This is a genomic window from Oryzobacter faecalis (assembly GCF_046764005.1).
GTDB lineage: Bacteria > Actinomycetota > Actinomycetes > Actinomycetales > Dermatophilaceae > Oryzobacter > Oryzobacter faecalis.
Genome location: NZ_JBKOFW010000012.1, coordinates 37,758 through 54,560 on the forward strand (window position 1 = coordinate 37,758; position 16,803 = coordinate 54,560).

Consider the following 16,803-nt stretch of genomic DNA (forward strand, 5'->3'; position numbering starts at 1 on the left):
TCGTTCGCGGGTCACACCTTTGCTATCGTTGCCGGGCGCTGCTGGGGCGATCCCCCGGTGGCCTTTCCCCTGTAGCTCAATTGGCAGAGCAGCCGGCTGTTAACCGGCAGGTTGTTGGTTCGAGTCCAACCGGGGGAGCACCACGACGAAGGGCCCCGACCAGCACGGTCGGGGCCCTTCGTCGTCGCGTCGTGCGGCGCTACCTCGGCGGTTCCGCGGGAACCTGCGCGGCCGTTCCCGGCGCGGCGGGCATCGCGGCAGCGTGGGCTGCGCCACCGGCGGCGCGCCCGCGCCGGTTGATCCGCCGCTCGACCCGGCCCGCCAGCACGGTGAGGCCGTAGTTGAGGAGGATGAACAGCACCGCCGCGAGGACGTAGGCCGGGATGACGGCGCCGTACGCGGTGCCGAGGTCGCGGGCCTGCTGGAGCAGCTCGGGGTAGGTGATCGCCGTGCCCAGCGCGCTGTCCTTGAGGATGACGACGAGCTGGCCGACGAGCGCGGGGAGCATCGCGGTGAGGGCCTGCGGCAGCTGGATCGAGCGCAGCGTCTGCGACGGGGTGAGCCCCACCGAGAGCCCGGCCTCGCCCTGCCCCTTCGGGAGCTGGTGGACGCCCGAGCGGACGAGCTCGGCGATGACCGAGCCGTTGTAGAGCGTGAGGCCCGTGACGACGGCGTAGAAGCTGTTGAAGTCGACGCCGAAGACGTTGTTGCGGGTGTACAGCGCGAACGCGAAGTACATCATCAGCAGCACCGGCACGGCCCGGAAGAACTCGACGACGGCCCCGCTCACCCACCGCACCGGGGCGATGTGCGACAGCCGCCCGAGCCCGAAGACGAGCCCGAAGGCCAGCGCGAGGACGATGGAGACCACCGCCGCCTGGAGGGTCTTGAGCAGCCCCGGGACCACGTAGGCGGTCCACACGTCGGCCTGGAGCAGCTGGCCCCACATCGACCCGCTGAGCTGACCGGCGCGGCCGAGCCGCCACAGGACGAGGGCGATGGTGCCGGCGATGAGGAGCAGGCCGATGCCGGTGAGCACCCGGTGGCGGGCTCGGGCCCTGGGGCCGGGGGCGTCGAAGAGGATCGAGGTGCTCATCGCTTCACCGCCAGGCGCCGCGACATCGACGTGAACAGGATGCCGACCGGGAGGGTGAGGACGACGAACCCGATGGCGAACACGAGGAAGACCCCGACCCCTGCGGTCTCGTTCTCGATGATGACCTTCATGAGGTTCGAGGCCTCGGCGACGCCGATGACCGACGCGACGGTCGTGTTCTTCGTCAGCGCGATGAGCACGGAGCCGAGCGGGGCGATGGCGCCGCGGAAGGCCTGGGGGAGGATCACCTCGCGCAGCGACTGCCCGAACGTCAGCCCGATCGCCCGGGCCGCCTCGGCCTGACCGGCCGGGACGGTGTTGACGCCGGACCGCAGCGCCTCGCAGACGAACGCCGCGTGGTACACCGCCAGCCCGGCGATCGCCCAGCGGATGCCGTTGTCGACGATGAAGGTCGACGACGAGGACGACGCCAGGTTGATCTGGATGATGTAGAAGAGGCCGAGGATGCAGAAGAACAGGATGAGCGTCAGCGGCGTGTTCCGAACGACGTTGACGTAGAACGCCCCCATCGAGCGCAGCACCCCCACCGGTGACACGCGCATCACCGCGACGACGGTACCGATGACGAGCGAGCCGATCGCGGCGAAGAACGTCAGGTAGACCGTCATCCGGAACGCGGCGAGGATGTCGTAGTTCGCCAGGATGTCACCCATTCAGGGGCCTTCCGGTCGAGGTGGCCGCGGGGGTGCGCCGCCCATCCCGGGGGGTGGGCGGCGCACCACGACGCGGCTGGACGTCAGGAGCAGGTGTCAGGCGTGGGCGGGTTGCCCGCACCCGCCTTGTAGCCGGCCGGGCCGAGGTTGGCGTCGAGGGCCTTCTGCCACGAGCCGTCCTCGACCATCTTCTTCAGCGCGGCGTTGATCTTCTCGCACAGGGCGGTGTCGCCCTTCTTGATGCCGACGCCGTAGCGCTCCTCGGAGAAGGTCGAGCCGACGACCTTGAACTTGCCGGCGTACTCGGGCTGGGCGGCGAGGCCGGCCAGGATCGTGTCGTCCGTGGTGAGGGCGTCGAGCGTCTTGTTCGCGAGCGCCGGGAGGCACTCGGAGTAGCCCGAGAGCTCCTGGAGCTGGACGCCGGGGTACTTGTCCTTGACCTTCTGGGCCGAGGTCGAGCCGGTGACCGAGCACAGCTTCTTGCCCTCGAGGGCGTCCGGGCCGGTGATCGAGGAGTCGTCGGAGCGGATGAGGAGGTCCTGCCCGGCGATGAAGTACGGGCCGGCGAAGGAGACCTTCTCCTTGCGCGCGTCCGTGATCGAGTAGGTCGCGAAGACCATGTTGACCTGGCCGGTCTCGATGAGGGTCTCGCGCTGGGCGCTGGGCGCCTGGACCCAGGTGATGTCCGCCTCCTCGGTGCCGAGCTCCTTGGCGACGTACTTCGCGACGTCGACGTCGAAGCCGCTGTACTCGGTGCCCTTCTTCAGGCCCAGGCCGGGCTGGTCGAACTTGATGCCGATCTTCAGGCCGGCGCCGCCGCCGGAGCCACCCGTGGCGTCACCGCCGCCGCCGGTGTTCCCGGCGTCGGAGCCGCAGGCCGCCAGGCCCAGGGCGAGGACGGCAGCGGCCGTGACCGCTCCGAGTCGTCGAGTCGTCATGATGGGTGTTCCTCCCTGTCGGTGCCGGGCGGACGGTCGTCTGCCGACGGCGGTGTGGTGTTCTGGGGTGGGTCAGTGGGTGAGGATCTTGCCGAGGAAGTCCTTGGCCCGGTCGCTCGTGGGGTTGGTGAAGAACTTCTCGGGCGTGTCGGCCTCGACGATCTGGCCGTCGGCCATGAAGACGACCCGGTTGGCGGCGCGGCGGGCGAAGCCCATCTCGTGGGTGACGACGACCATCGTCATCCCGTCCTTGGCCAGCTGGGTCATGACGTCGAGGACCTCGTTGATCATCTCGGGGTCCAGGGCCGACGTCGGCTCGTCGAAGAGCATGACCTTGGGATCCATCGCGAGGGAGCGGGCGATGGCGACGCGCTGCTGCTGGCCGCCGGAGAGCTGGGCCGGGTACTTCTGGGCCTGGTGGGCGACGCCGACCCGCTCGAGGAGCTCCATCGCGCGCTTCTCGGCGGCGTCCTTCTTCGTCTTGCGGACCTTGATCGGGCCGAGGGTGACGTTGTCGAGGATCGTCTTGTGCGCGAAGAGGTTGAAGGACTGGAAGACCATGCCGACGTCGGCGCGCAGGTGGGCGAGGGCCTTGCCCTCCTCCGGGAGCGCCTCGCCGTCGATGGTGATGGTGCCGCTCTCGAACGTCTCGAGCCGGTTGATGGTGCGGCACAGGGTGGACTTCCCGGAACCGGACGGCCCGATGACGACGACGACCTCGCCCTTGCCGACCGTGAGGTCGATGTCGCGCAGGACGTGGAGGTCGCCGAAGTGCTTGTTGACGCCCTTGAGGACGACGAGGGGCTCGGTCATGGCAGAGAACCTAGCGACCCCACCGGTCCGGAGGTCAAACGCCCGACAGCGAGTTCACAGCGAATGAGACCGAATAGAGACCTCAGCCGGTGACCGCGACGAGGGTGTCGGCGAGCCGGCGGCCGTCGACGAGGTGCTCGACGAGGCCGAGGGCCGGGCCGGGCGGGGCCGCGGACCAGGCGACACCGACCTCGAGGCGGTCCCCGACGGCGACGGTGGCCGGGCTGCCCGAGGTCACCTGGAGGCTCCCGCCGGAGGCAGTGGGGACCAGCCACGCCAGGACGTCGAACGCGGTGTCCGGGGCGGCCTGCCACCCGTGGACGACGAGCGTGTACGTGCCCGGGGCGGGGTGCGCGACGTCGAGGCGCTCGGCCGTCCCGGCCTCGGCGCTCGAGGCGACGACCTCACCGCTCCCGTCGAGCAGGTAGAGGTCGAGGTCGGTGTCCGGGTCGTCGTCGTCGAGGGTCCACCGGGCGTGGGCGACACCGGTGAGGTCGACCGGGACCCGGGTGACCCCGGCGCCGTCGTCGTCGCTGGGGAACGTCTGGTCGGGGTCCTGGCCGACCGTGCCACCCGTCGTCACCGCGCCGACGAGCCCGTGCGGGACGGCCTCGTACCGGCCGGCCGCACCGACCTCGACGTCGAGCACCGCGGACCCCGACGGGCCCTCGCCGGTGACGACGGCCGGGGCGCGCAGGTCGATGCCGCGCAGCGCGATCGGGCTGCGCACCGCGTAGCCGCCACCGCGCCAGGTGAGGGCGCCGAACGACCAGGTGCCGGTGGGCTCCTTGCCCGTGGCGAGGACGTCGACGGTGACCCGCGCCGAGGCACCGGGCGCGAGGTCGACCGCGGACGGGGTGACGGTGACGCGGAAGCCGTCCGGGGCGTCGACCGAGGCGTTCGCCCGCAGCCGCTCACCCGACACGTTGGTCACGGTGCGCCGGACGGTCGTGCGGCCGGGCACCTCCTCGACGCCGATCGAGGGGCGGTTGAGGTCCTGGGCGACGGTCGCGAAGCCGGCCGCCGCCAGGTCGTCGCACAGGGCGGGCGGGAAGGGCGCCGGGCCCTCGTCGCAGAGGAAGCCCAGGTGGTCGGGGAACGAGGCGTCGTAGACGAGCCCCGGCCGGAAGGCCGAGCCGTCGTCGCCGGGACGGCCGGGCGCGACGATGCCGCCCCCGGTGTCGAACGGGTCGGCGCGGGTCCCGTCGACGTCCGTCACCCGCGGGTCGGCGGTCGTCACCAGGGCGGAGCGGGCCGCCGCGGGGGACCACTCGGGGTGCGCCTGCACGAGGATCGCGTGCAGCCCGGCGACGACCGGGGTCGACATCGACGCCCCCGACATCGCCTGGAACAGCTCGCCCTCCGGCCCGTAGGACGGGTTCGAGGGGGCGGGGGAGTCCCCGGCGAGGACCTGCACGCCGGGTGCGGTGACGTCGGGCTTGACGACGTCACCGGCGGTGGGGCTCGCGCCGCGACCGGAGAACACGGCCATCGTCGGGTCGCTGTCGGGGGAGGCGGTGACCCCCTCGGCGACGAGCCGCGCCGAGCCGACGGGGTGCTTCGCCATCCAGCCGCGCAGGCGGAGGCCGGCTGCGCGGTCGAGGACCACCGAAGGCACGAAGGTGGTCTGGGTCGTCGGCGTCGAGCCCGGGCCGTTCGTCACGACGAGGCCCGCGCCGCCGGCCTGCTGCACCGCGAAGCTCTTGCCCGTGGCGCTCAGGGCGCCCTCCTCGCAGACGACGATCGCGCCCTCGACGACCTCGGGGTCGAGCTGCCCCGGCACGCAGACGGGCGAGCCGGCCGCCGCGCCGTCGACGACCCGCGCCGGCTCGGTGCCGCCCGTGACCGACGCGCCGCGCAGGCGGGGGCCGTTGTCGAGGTCGAGCGTCGCGCCGAACGCCGCCGCGTACGTCGTGGCGCCCACGCCGGTGACCCACGGGAGGTCGGCCGGGCCCCCGATGGTGCCCGGTGCGGGGCCCCCGTTGCCGACCGAGGCGGCGACGTGGACCCCGGCGTCGGAGGCGAAGAGCAGGGCCAGCGCCTCGGGGGAGACCGTGTCAGGAGGCCCACCGAGGGAGATGTTGAGGACATCGACCCCGTCGGCGACGGCCTGGTCGATGGCGGCGACGAGGTCGGAGGCGTACCCGCCGTCGCTGCCGACGGCCTTGTAGGCGATGACCTGGGCGTCGGGTGCGATGCCGGAGATCGTGCCGAGGTCGTTGCCGAGGACGCTCGCGCGGACGCCGGCGTTGCCCGCCGCGGTCGTCGCGGTGTGGGTGCCGTGGCCGTCGTCGTCGCGGGCCGAGTCGAACTCGCCGGGACGCAGGCCGGTGCGCTCCTTGTAGGTGTCGAGGAACTCGCGGGCGCCGACGAGCTTGGTGTTGCAGGCGAACGGTGCGTCGTCCGGGTCGCCCTCGGTGGTCCCGAACGCGCAGGCCGAGCGGCCGCTCTCGTCGAGGGTGGGCGCCGGGGGGAGGTCCGTGCGCGGGGCGAGGCTCGGGTGCTCGGGCCAGACCCCCGTGTCGATGACGCCGACGACGACGCCGCGGCCGGTGAGCCCGGAGTCGTGGGCGCCGCCGCGGGCGGTCAGCCCGAGGGCGTCGTTGAGGGCCGTCGTCGAGAGGTCGGACGGAGCGCCGGTCGGTGCGGCGCCGGTGGCGCGGGTGGGCCTCCGCAGGCCGTCGGGGAGGACGAGCGCCACCTTCGGGTCGCGGGCCAGCCGCTCGGCCCCCGCGAGGTCGGTGCTGACGGTGAAGCCGTTGAGGGCCGTCGTGTACGTCTGCTCCCTGCTGCTTGCGGGGAGCCCGGCGGTGCGCAGGGCGGCGTCCTGCTCGGAGCGCAGGGTCCTCGCCTGGCCGGAGGTGCGCGCCAGCGGGTCTCGCCGCATGACGACGACGTACCGGCCGACCGCGCTCCTCTCGACGGCGGTGGACGTCGCCACCGCGAGGGCGGACGGCGTCGCGGCGGGGCCGGCAGGGTCGGGCGGTGGGGCGGCTCCGGCGCGCCCGGGCCCCACGGGGGCGAGCGCGCAGAGGGCAGTGGCGACGACGGTGACGGTGCGCCTCACGGCAGCAGGGACCTCCTCGTGAGCGTGGTCCGGACGCTAGTGGACCGCGGACGCGGTGTCCGCAGAACCGCCGGAACCGGGGACGGCATGATGCGGCCATGAGCCCCGACCCCGCCGTGGTCCGAGCCGCGCTGGCCGACGCGACGCCCGACGTGTACTGGACCGACCGCCCCGGGCTGCGCCCCGACCCGCGGCCGGCCCTCACCGGGTCGGGGCAGCGGGCCGACCTCGTCGTCGTCGGTGGCGGGTTCACCGGGCTGTGGGCGGCGCTGCAGGCCAAGGAGGACGACCCGTCGCGCGAGGTCGTCCTCCTCGAGCGCGGCCGGCTCGGGGTGGCGGCGTCGGGCCGCAACGGCGGCTTCGTCGCCCCCTCGCTGACCCACGGTCTCGCGCAGGGCGTCGCGTGCTGGCCGGACGAGGTGCCGACGCTCGAGCGGCTCGGCGCCGAGAACTTCGCGGGGCTGGCGGACTCGTTGGTGCGGCACGGCGTCGACGCCGACTTCCACGTGCCGGGGGAGCTGACCCTCGCCCTCACCGAGCACCAGGTGCCCACCGTCCGCGAGGCGTACGAGCTGCACCGCGCGCACGGGGCCGAGGTCACGCACCTCACGGCCGAGGAGGCGAGGGCGCGGGTCGACTCGCCGCGGTACCTGTCCGGGATGTTCGACCCGACCGTCGGGCTCGTCGACCCCGCGCGGCTCGTGTGGGGGCTCGCGGCAGCCTGCGAGCGGCTCGGCGTGCGCCTCCACGAGGACACCGCCGTCACCGGCTTCGACCGGGAGGACGGCGCCGTCGTCGTCCGCACCGAGTGGGGGAGTGTGCGGGCCGACCGGGTGGTGCTCGGCACAGGGGCGTTCCGCGGGCTGCTGCGCCGCCTGGCCCTGTGGACGATCCCGGTCTACGACCACGTCCTCATGACCGAGCCGCTGTCGGCCGAGCAGCTGGCCCGGGTCGGCTGGGAGGGGCGCGAGGGGCTCGCCGACGCGGGCAACCAGTTCCACTACTACCGGCGCACCCTCGACGACCGGGTGCTCTTCGGCGGCTACGACGCGAACTACCACTTCCCCGGGCGCATCGACCCGCGGCTCGAGCAGTCCGACTCGCACGCGCTGCTGGCGCGCCACTTCCTCGAGATCTTCCCGCAGCTCGAGGACGTGCGGTTCACGCACCGGTGGGCGGGCGTCATCGACACGACGTCGCGGTTCACGCCGGCGTTCGGGACGGCACTGGGTGGGCGGCTCGCCTACGCGGTCGGGTACACCGGGCTCGGGGTGGCCTCGACGCGGTTCGGTGCCCGTGTCGCGCTCGACCTCGTCGACGGCCGCGACACCGAGGTCACGCGGCTCGCGATGGTGCGGCGCAAGCCGGTCCCGTTCCCGCCGGAGCCGATCCGGTGGGCGGCCGTCAAGGCGACGCGGGCGAGCCTGGCCGCCGAGGACCGCACCGGCCGGCGGAACCTGTGGCTGCGGGGGCTCGACGCGGCCGGCATCGGCTTCGACAGCTAGGAGAAGCGCTCGCGCCGCCCCTCGGCCGACCGGGCGAGCCACTGCCGCCACCCGTCGACGTCGCGCCGCCGCACGAGGAAGTACCAGGCGTACCGCGCCTCGTCCGGCCAGCGGCGCCAGCGCAGTCCGGGCTGGCTCGTGAGGTAGCCGAGGTTGCGGAAGGCCCGGTCGCGCCGGGAGCGGTCGACGGGAACGTAGACCGGGAGCCGCCCGGCGAGGACGGTCTCGACGTCGGGAGTCCCTGACGGGTGGAGGTAGCGGGCGTCGGTGCACGTCCCGAACCGCAGGCCGCTGCGCGCCAGCCGGCGGTGCACCTCGACCTCGTCGCCCCGGATGAAGAGGCGGGGGTCGGGGACACCCACCGCGTCGAGCGCCGCTGCCGAGAAGAGCGCCCCGTTGAACAGGTTCGCCACCCCGGCGACCAGGGGCCGCCCGCCCAGGTCCTCGACGCGGTGGGCCCAGCGCAGCCGCCGACGGAGGGGGAACGCGAGCCGGCCGGGGTCGTCCTGGTCGACGACGAGCGGCGACGCCATCGCCAGCTCGTACCGGCGGGCTGCATCGAGCAGCGTTGCGAGGGTGGAGGTCTCAGCGGGTCGACCGTCGTCGTCGGCGAGCCAGACCCAGTCGGTCCCGAGCGCCCGCGCGGTGAGGATGCCGTAGGCGAACCCTCCGGCACCGCCGAGGTTGGTGTGCGAAGGGAGGTAGGTGTGCGGCAGGCCGGACTCGACGAGGGTCGTGAGCGTGGCGTCGTCGGGACCGTTGTCCACGACGACGACGTGGTCGGGCCGGCGCGACTGGGCGGCGAGGGCGGCGAGGCAGCGGCGCAGCGTGGCGACCCGGTCGCGGGTCACGACGACGCACACGACGCGGGTCGCTCGGGAGGTCACGTGGGGGAGGCTACGAGGGCCGCGGGGCGTGGCGGCGGCGCCGAGGTGAACGGCCGGGGTCGGGCGGGATGTCGGAGGGTGTCCGCCGACGCGTGTGCCTCACGAGCCGGCCACGGCGTGGACGCGGCGAGTTCACCGTCCGTCCGCCCGTGGTCCCTAGCGTCGATGACGTGACCACCCCCTTCTCGTTGCTCCTGCCGGTCTACCGCGGCGACGCGCCCGCGCACCTGGAGACGGCCTTCCGGAGCACCGTCCACGAGCAGCTGCTGCGCCCCGACGAGGTCGTCGTCGTCCAGGACGGCCACGTCGGCCCGGACCTGGCGTCGACCCTCGAGCGGCTGGAGTCGACCTCACCGGTGCCGGTGCGGCGACTTCGCCTGTCGCACAACGTCGGTCTGGCCCAGGCACTCCAGTGCGGGCTCGCGGTGTGCAGCCACGACGTGGTCGCCCGGATGGACGCCGACGACGTCAGCCTCCCGCACCGGTTCCTCCGCCAGATCCCCCTCATGGAGGCGGGCGCCGACCTCGTGGGCGCCGCCATCCTCGAGTTCGAGGGCGACGGGCGCGGCGACGCCGGTGTCCTGCGGGTGCCGCCCACCGACCCGGCCGAGATCGCGCGGACCGCCCGGTGGCGCAACCCGTTCAACCACCCGACAGTGGTCTACCGGCGCACCGCGGTCCTGTCCGCCGGCGGGTACCGCGACCTGCCGTTCATGGAGGACTACTGGGTCTTCACCCGCATGATCGCGCAGGGCGCCAAGGTCGCCAACCTCGCCGACCCGCTCGTGCGCTACCGCGTCGACGCCGGCGCCTACGAGCGCAAGGGCGGTCTGCGACAGCTGCGTTCGGAGCTGCGGCTCCAGCGCCGGCTGCGCGCCGAGGGGTTCACGACCGTGGCGCAGGGCGTCCGCAACGTGTCGGTGCGCGGTGGGTACCGCCTCGTCCCGGCGGCCGTGCGGCGGGCGGTCTACCGCCGGACGTTCACCGTCCCGGCCCCGGTCGGGTCGAGCACGAGCGTGGAGGTGCCCGTGGCACAGCCGTGGCACCGCCACCCGTCGGCCTCGAGCCGCCCCGCCGTCAGGAAGGACGCCTGATGCGGGCCGACCTCGTGGTCGTCGGCGCGGGGCTCTACGGGCTCACCGTCGCCGAGCGGGCTGCCGAGCGCGGGCTCGACGTCGTCGTCGTCGACCGTCGGGACCACGTCGGCGGCAATGCCTGGAGCGAGACCGACCCCGACACCGGCATCGAGGTGCACCGCTACGGCGCGCACCTGTTCCACACGAGCAACGAGCGGGTGTGGCAGTACGTCAACCGCTTCACCGCCTTCACCGACTACGTCCACCGCGTGTGGACGGTGCACCGCGGTGAGGTGTTCCCGATGCCGATCAACCTCGGCACGGTGAACCAGTTCTTCCGGGCGAGCTTCGGTCCGGCACAGGCCCGCACGCTCGTCGCCGAGCAGGCTGCCGAGCTGAGGGGGGAGCCGGCGAACCTCGAGGAGAAGGCGGTCTCGCTCATCGGGCGCCCGCTCTACGAGGCCTTCGTCCGCGGGTACACCGCCAAGCAGTGGCAGACCGACCCACGCTCTCTCCCGGCCGAGGTCATCTCGCGCCTGCCGGTCCGGTACACCTACGACAACCGGTACTTCGACGACCGGTGGGAGGGCCTGCCCGTCGACGGGTACGCGGCGTGGCTCACCCGGATGGCCGACCACCCGCGCATCGACGTGCGGCTCGGGACCGACGTCCTCGACGGCGACCACGGGCTCTCGCGGTCGGCCGTGGTGGGGCAGGTGCCCGTCGTCTACACCGGACCCCTCGACCGCTGGTTCGGCGAGGTCCACGGCGCCCTGTCGTGGCGGACCCTCGACTTCGAGCGCGAGGTGCTGCCCGTGGGCGACCACCAGGGCTGTGCCGTCCTCAACGAGGCCGACGAGGACGTGCCGTGGACCCGCGTCCTCGAGTTCCGACACTTCCACCCGGAGCGGTCCTACCCGACCGACCGCACCGTCGTCGTCCGCGAGTACTCGCGCTTCGCCGAGCGTGGCGACGAGCCGTACTACCCGGTCAACAGCGCCGGGGACCGCGAGCGGCTGGCGGCCTACCGCGAGCTCGTGCGCCTCGAGCGCGGGCTCGGCGTCCACTTCGGCGGGCGTCTCGGGACGTACCAGTACCTCGACATGCACATGGCCATCGCCTCGGCGCTCACCTTCTGCGACAACGGCCTCGACGAGCTCCTGGCCGCGGCCCCGCGTGCGGCCGGCCGGTCGGCGGTGGCCCGGTGACCGCCGTCGACGAGTACCTCGAGGTCGGGCCGGAGGTCGGCTCCGGGACCGGGTCCGAGGTCGTCGACGCGCTGGAGGTCGTGGCACGCGTGGTCCTCCCCGTGGCCGAGGACCCCGACGTCCTCCCGCTCTACGTCGACGGCGCCCACGTGCCCGACCCGCGCCCCGAGGAGGACGAGGACGCGCCGGTCCTCTCACTGCCGTCCGACCAGCACCCCGACCAGGTGCTCGGACGTCGCTCGTACCGGATCGACGCCGGCGGGCGCACCTCGTTCGCGACGATCCTCAACGCCTTCCCGGCCTCGTACTGGAGGCGGTTCGCCACGGCGCCGGCGGTGACGCTGCGGGCGCGGACCACCGGTCCGGGAACCCTCGTCGTCTACCGGTCGTCGGCGCGGGGCGCGTCGGCCCGGGTGACGAGCCGCCGCCTCGACGGGGTGGGGTCGACCGAGGTCGAGCTGCCGCTCACCTCGTTCGTGGACGGCGGCTGGTACTGGTTCGACCTCGTGGCGGGGGCCAAGGCCCTCGTCCTCGTCGAGGCGGACTGGTGCGTCCCCGCGCGCCCGCGGGTGGGGCGGGCGCGCGGGGTCACGGTCGGCATCACGACGTTCGACCGGCCAGGACTCTGCGCGGCCCTGCTGGGCCAGCTCGGGACGGCCGGCGAGCTGGACGACCTCCTCGACGAGGTCGTCGTCGTCGACCAGGGCCGCCGGCACGTCGAGGACGACCCCGCGTTCCCGGCGGCCCGTGGCGCCCTGGGCGACCGGCTGCGCGTCATCCGTCAGCCGAACCTCGGTGGCTCCGGCGGGTTCTCGCGCGCCATGCTCGAGACCCTCGACGCCGACCGCTCCGACCACGTGCTCCTCCTCGACGACGACGTCGTCGCCGAGCCGGAGGGCATCGCCCGGGCCGTGGCGTTCGCCCGGCACGCGCGCCGGCCCACGGTCGTCGGCGGGCACATGTTCTCCATGCACGAGCGGTCGGTCCTCCACGCGTTCAGCGAGGTCGTGCGGCCGTGGCAGTTCCGGTGGATGCCGGCTGCGCCCTCCGAGCACGACCACGACCTCGCGCGCTGGAACCTGCGCTCGACGCCGTGGATGCACCGGCGGATCCACTCCGACTACACCGGCTGGTGGATGTGCCTCGTGCCGACCGCCGTCCTGCGCGACGTCGGGCTGTCGATGCCCTTCTTCATCAAGTGGGACGACGCCGAGTTCGGCCTGCGCGCGGCTCGCAACGGACACCCCACGGTGTCGCTGCCGGGTGCTGCGGTGTGGCACGTGCCGTGGACCGACAAGGACGACAGCGTCGACTGGCAGGCGTACTTCCACGCCCGGAACCGGCTCGTCGCGGCCCTCGTCCACTCGCCCTACGAGCGCGGCGGCCGGCTCGTGCGCGAGTCGCTCGCCATCTCCGTCAAGCACGTGCTGGCGATGCAGTACTCCGCGGCGGCGCTGCGCGTGCGCGCGGTGGAGGACGTCCTCCAGGGACCGCACGCGCTGCACCCGGTCCTGCCGACCCGGCTCGCCGAGGTCCGTGCCCTGCGGGCCGCCCACGAGGACGCCCACGTCGAGTCGGACCCGGAACGCTTCCCGCCGGTTCGGCCGGTGCGGCCACGGCGCAAGGACCCGTCGGCGGCGCGGCCGTCCTCGGCCCTGGCGACCGTGCGGGCGGCGGTGGGCGGCCTCGTCCACCAGGTGCGCGCGGTGCCCGAAGGGGCGCTGGGCCGCCCCGAGCGCGAGGTGGCCTCACCCGACGCCGGATGGTGGACGCTCGCCCGGCTCGACTCCGCGCTCGTCGCCTCGTCCGACGGGGGCGGCCTGGCGTGGCTGCGCCGCGACCGCGGGACGGCCGGCCGCGCCGTGGCGGACGCCGTGCGCACGCACCGGGAGCTGCTCCGCCGCTGGCCCGAGCTCGCGGAGGCCTACCGCGAGGCCGTCCCGGCGCTCGTCGGCGAGGACGCCTGGCGGGTCACCCTCGGGCTCGACCTCCCGGACCGGCGGCGGTGACCGCGCCCGCCGACGCGGGGCTCGTCGTCCAGGGGACCGGGGGAGGGCTTCGCGAGGTCCTCGGGCGCCGGCACCTGCTCGTCCTCCTCGTCCGCAAGGAGCTGCGCGTCCGGTACCGGGCCTCGCTGCTCGGGCTCGGCTGGTCCTACGTCAAGCCCACGGTGCAGTTCCTCGTGTACTTCGTCGCCCTCGGACTGGTCCTGCGGCAGAACGAGATCGGGGACTACGCGGTGTACCTGTTCGGCGGGCTCATGGTCGTCGGCGTCTTCGCCGAGGCCGTCGGCAACGCGACGAGGTCGGTCGTCGCCAACGGCGAGCTCGTCCGCAAGATCTTCCTGCCGCGGGAGCTGTTCCCCGTGGCGAGCGTGTGCGTCGCAGGCGTCCACCTCGTGCCGCAGCTGGGCGTGCTGCTCGTCGCGTCGCTGGTCGCCGGCTGGCGCCCGGACCCCGTGGGGGTGCTGGCGCTCGTCGCCGCGGTCGTCCTCCTGGCCGTGCTGGCGCTGGGGCTCGGCCTCGTCCTCGCCGCGGTCGACGTCATGTTCCGCGACGTCGAGAACGTCGTCGACCTCGTCCTCACCGTCCTCGTCTGGACCAGCCCCGTGCTCTACCCCTGGCACCTCGTCGCCGACCTCGTCGGTCGCACGTCGTGGCTGCTGACGCTCTACCAGGCGAACCCGCTGACCGTGGCCGTCGACCTGGTCCACCGGGCGACGTGGCAGACCGCCTCGCCCGGGAACGCCGCGTTCGCCGCGCCGGACCTGCTCGAGCGGTCGGTCCTCGCCTTCCTCGTCGCGGGGCTGTCGGTCGTCGCCGGGCAGCGGGTGTTCCGCAGGACGTCCGGCCGCTTCGCGCAGGAGCTCTGATGGGGTCCCCGGTCGCCGCCGACACGGCCGTGTCCGTCGAGGGCGCCTCGAAGCACTTCCGGCTGCGGCACACGCACTCCCTCAAGGAGTCGCTCGTCTGGGCCGTCCAGGGCCGCCCCCGGCACGAGGACTTCACCGCCCTCGCCCCGCTCGACCTCGACATCCCGCGCGGCCAGTCGGTGGCCCTGCTGGGGCGCAACGGGTCGGGGAAGTCCACGCTGCTCAAGCTCGTCGCCGGGGTCATGGCACCGGACACGGGGCGCGTCCGGGTCCGTGGCCGGCTCGCCGGGCTGCTCGAGGTCGGCGCCGGCTTCCACCCGGACCTCACCGGGCGCGAGAACGTCCACCTCAACGCGGCGATCCTCGGGATGGGCCGCGCGCAGGTCGAGGAGCGGTTCGACGCCATCGTCGGGTTCGCCGACATCGGGCCGTTCCTCGACACGCAGGTGCGCTTCTACTCGTCCGGGATGTTCCTGCGCCTGGCGTTCGCCGTGGCCGTGCACACCGACCCCGACGTCTTCCTCGTCGACGAGATCCTCGCCGTCGGCGACGAGGCGTTCCGGGACAAGTGCCTGCGCCGTATCGAGGAGCTGCGGGCCGAGGGGCGCACCCTCGTCGTCGTCAGCCACGACCTGCCGCTCATGGAGCGGCTCTGCGACCGCGGGGTCGTCCTGGACGGCGGGCGGCTCGTCCACGACGGACCGGTGGCCTCGGCGGTCCAGCGGCTGCGGGCCACCCTGTGACCTGGACGTCGGCGCTGCCGGTCGTGAGCACCGCCGTGGCGGTGCTCGTCGTGCCCGGTGCGCTCGTCGCGTGGGCGGCCGGGCTGCGCGGGGTCCTCGTCGCCGGCGTGGCACCGCTGCTGTCCGTGGCCGTGACGGCGGTGGCCGCCGTCGTCACGCCGTGGGTCGGGTTGCGCTGGGGCGCAGCGGCATTCGGCCTCGGGCTCGCGGGCGCTGCCGGTGTCGCGGGTTCGGCCCGGTGGATGGTGCAGCGCCGGTGGCCGCTGTCCGAGCCCGCCCCCGGTGACCCGGCGGCCTCGTGGGCCGGTCTGGTGGTCGGCCTGGCCGCGGGCGGTGCTGCGCTGGCGTCCGGCGTCGAGCGCGGGCTCGGCTCACCGGAGCGGTGGCCACAGACCTTCGACGCGGTCTTCCACCTCGACGCGGTGTGGCACGTCCTGAGGACCGGTGACGGGTCGTCGCTGACGCTGGCGGCGATGACGCGCCCCGAGTCGACGCGCGGGTTCTACCCCGCGGCGTGGCACGACCTCGTGGCCCTGGTCGCGGGGGTGACCGGGGCCGACGTCGTCGTGGCCACCGCCGCCACGTCGATGGCCGTCGTCGCCGTCGCCTGGCCGCTGGGCTGCACGGCGGTGACGCGGGTCGCGGCCGGTGCGTCGGGGCCGCTCCTCGCGGCCGCGGGTGCCCTGTCCGCGGCGGTCTCCGCCTCGCCCGTCCTCCTCGTGTCCTACGGGACGCTCTGGCCGAACGCGCTCGGCACCGCCGTGCTCCCGGCGGCCCTCGCCGTCGGGGTGGCGGTGCTCCGGCCGCCCTCCGGAGGACGGCCCGCCGCCGGGGCGGTGCTCGTCATCGGGTTCCCCGGCCTGGCGCTGGCGCACCCGAACGCCGTCGTCTCCCTCCTCGTCCTCGGCACCGCCGCCGCGTTCGCCCTCCGGTGGTCGTCCGGACGCCCGGCGCGGGCGGTGCTCGTGGCGTGGGCCCTCCTCCTCGGCTGGCTCGTGGCGTGGTCTCCCGTCTTCGCCGCGACGCGGCAGCAGGCCTGGCCCGCGCGGCAGACGACCGGTCAGGCGGTCGGGGAGTGGCTGACGCTCTCGCCGGAGCGCACGCCCGTCCCGCTCGTCGTCGTCGGGTTCCTCGCGGTCGGGGTCGTCGTGGCCGGGCGGTCCCCGAGGCTGCGCTGGCTGCTCGCGGTGCACGCGGTGGGCGGCGGGCTGTTCGTGCTCGTCGCCGGGAGCGACGGGAGGGTCGCACGCTGGGTGAGCGGTCCGTGGTGGGACGACCCGTACCGGCTGGGCGCGCTCGTCGCCGTCGCCGCGGTGCCGCTGGCCGCGGTGGGCCTGCGTGCCGTGGCCGGCTGGGCCGCCGACCACCTGCCTGCGGCCGCGGGGCGCGGGCGTCGGGAAGCGGTGGTGGCAGGCGTCCTCCTCGTCGGGACGGCCGTCCTCAGCGGTGGTCTGTACCGCGCCGAGACCGCCTCCACGATCGAGCGCTGGGCGGGCCGGGAGGACATGCTCGGTCCCGCGGAGCGCGAGCTCGTCGCGGGCGTCGGCCACTGGGTGCCCGAGGGGGAGCGGGTGGCCGGCAACCCGTTCGACGGGCTTGCGTTCACCGGACCGCTGGCCGACCGGGAGGCGGTGTTCCCGCACACGACGGGTCGGTGGGGCGCGGACCGCGAGCTGCTCGCGTCCTCGCTCGCCTCGGTGGCGACGCGGCCGGACGTGTGCGCCGCGCTCGACCGGCTGCGCGTGCGCCACGTCCTCGACGGGCAGTCGCGGTTCTGGACCGACGACCTGCGGCGCCCGCTCTACGCGGGGTTGGAGGTCGCGGGCCGGCCGGGGTTCGAGGAGGTCGCCCGCGGCGGTTCGGCGTCCCTCTGGCGCGTCACGGCCTGCGGCTGACCGGCCCGGCGACGGCATGCCCAGCCGGG

At 74.3% G+C, this 16,803-nt stretch carries 13 protein-coding genes and 1 tRNA gene; 8 read left to right on the forward strand and 6 right to left on the reverse strand.

Going from position 1 to position 16,803, the window contains the following annotated elements:
- Nucleotides 1-65 precede the first annotated feature (65 nt).
- A tRNA-Asn gene (locus ACK8HX_RS16370) sits at nucleotides 66-138 on the forward strand.
- 61 nt (nucleotides 139-199) lie between these two features.
- Here the strand turns inward: ACK8HX_RS16370 and ACK8HX_RS16375 are convergent.
- The 5 genes from ACK8HX_RS16375 to ACK8HX_RS16395 form a co-directional block, all read right to left on the reverse strand.
- Nucleotides 200-1,096, reverse strand: a complete 897-nt coding sequence (locus ACK8HX_RS16375) for an amino acid ABC transporter permease (RefSeq protein ID WP_411941783.1) — start codon at nucleotides 1,094-1,096, stop codon at nucleotides 200-202.
- The gene (locus ACK8HX_RS16380) at nucleotides 1,093-1,770 is read right to left on the reverse strand and encodes an amino acid ABC transporter permease (RefSeq protein ID WP_411941784.1); all 678 of its coding nucleotides are present in this window, start codon (nucleotides 1,768-1,770) and stop codon (nucleotides 1,093-1,095) included. The genes ACK8HX_RS16375 and ACK8HX_RS16380 overlap by 4 nt, the downstream gene beginning before the upstream one ends.
- An 83-nt stretch (nucleotides 1,771-1,853) precedes the next feature.
- Complete coding sequence (locus ACK8HX_RS16385) at nucleotides 1,854-2,708, reverse strand: glutamate ABC transporter substrate-binding protein (protein ID WP_411941785.1); 855 nt, start codon at nucleotides 2,706-2,708, stop codon at nucleotides 1,854-1,856.
- A gap of 72 nt (nucleotides 2,709-2,780) precedes the next feature.
- A complete protein-coding gene (locus tag ACK8HX_RS16390; protein ID WP_411941786.1) occupies nucleotides 2,781-3,521 on the reverse strand; it encodes an amino acid ABC transporter ATP-binding protein in 741 nt (246 codons plus the stop codon).
- Nucleotides 3,522-3,603: 82 nt separating this feature from the next.
- Nucleotides 3,604-6,588, reverse strand: a complete 2,985-nt coding sequence (locus ACK8HX_RS16395) for a S8 family serine peptidase (RefSeq protein WP_411941787.1) — start codon at nucleotides 6,586-6,588, stop codon at nucleotides 3,604-3,606.
- Between the two features lie 98 nt (nucleotides 6,589-6,686).
- On the opposite strand from ACK8HX_RS16395, the gene ACK8HX_RS16400 reads away from it, so the two are divergent.
- A complete protein-coding gene (locus tag ACK8HX_RS16400; RefSeq protein ID WP_411941788.1) occupies nucleotides 6,687-8,093 on the forward strand; it encodes an NAD(P)/FAD-dependent oxidoreductase in 1,407 nt (468 codons plus the stop codon).
- Here the strand turns inward: ACK8HX_RS16400 and glfT1 are convergent.
- Nucleotides 8,090-8,980: a galactofuranosyltransferase GlfT1 gene (gene glfT1, locus ACK8HX_RS16405; protein WP_411941789.1), complete on the reverse strand. Its 891-nt coding sequence runs from the start codon at nucleotides 8,978-8,980 to the stop codon at nucleotides 8,090-8,092. The genes ACK8HX_RS16400 and glfT1 overlap by 4 nt on opposite strands.
- Nucleotides 8,981-9,150: 170 nt before the next feature.
- On the opposite strand from glfT1, the gene ACK8HX_RS16410 reads away from it, so the two are divergent.
- Genes ACK8HX_RS16410 through ACK8HX_RS16435 form a run of 6 tightly spaced genes read left to right on the forward strand, consistent with a single transcriptional unit; the run spans nucleotide 9,151 to nucleotide 16,774 of the window.
- The gene (locus tag ACK8HX_RS16410; protein WP_411941790.1) at nucleotides 9,151-10,074 is read left to right on the forward strand and encodes a glycosyltransferase; all 924 of its coding nucleotides are present in this window, start codon (nucleotides 9,151-9,153) and stop codon (nucleotides 10,072-10,074) included.
- Nucleotides 10,074-11,264 (forward strand): UDP-galactopyranose mutase, encoded by a 1,191-nt coding sequence (glf, locus tag ACK8HX_RS16415; RefSeq protein ID WP_411941791.1) that lies wholly within the window; start codon nucleotides 10,074-10,076, stop codon nucleotides 11,262-11,264. Before ACK8HX_RS16410 ends, glf begins: the two co-directional genes overlap by 1 nt.
- Entirely contained in the window at nucleotides 11,261-13,273 is a 2,013-nt protein-coding gene (locus tag ACK8HX_RS16420) for a glycosyltransferase (RefSeq protein ID WP_411941792.1), read from the forward strand. The genes glf and ACK8HX_RS16420 overlap by 4 nt, the downstream gene beginning before the upstream one ends.
- On the forward strand, nucleotides 13,270-14,136 hold the full coding sequence (locus tag ACK8HX_RS16425; RefSeq protein ID WP_411941793.1) for an ABC transporter permease: 867 nt from the start codon (nucleotides 13,270-13,272) through the stop codon (nucleotides 14,134-14,136). The genes ACK8HX_RS16420 and ACK8HX_RS16425 overlap by 4 nt, the downstream gene beginning before the upstream one ends.
- Complete coding sequence (locus tag ACK8HX_RS16430; protein ID WP_411941794.1) at nucleotides 14,136-14,879, forward strand: ABC transporter ATP-binding protein; 744 nt, start codon at nucleotides 14,136-14,138, stop codon at nucleotides 14,877-14,879. Before ACK8HX_RS16425 ends, ACK8HX_RS16430 begins: the two co-directional genes overlap by 1 nt.
- Before the next feature lie 23 nt (nucleotides 14,880-14,902).
- Nucleotides 14,903-16,774 carry a DUF6541 family protein gene (locus ACK8HX_RS16435; protein ID WP_411941795.1) on the forward strand — a complete coding sequence of 624 codons (1,872 nt, stop codon included), beginning with the start codon at nucleotides 14,903-14,905 and terminating at the stop codon, nucleotides 16,772-16,774.
- The last annotated feature ends 29 nt before the right edge of the window (nucleotides 16,775-16,803 follow it).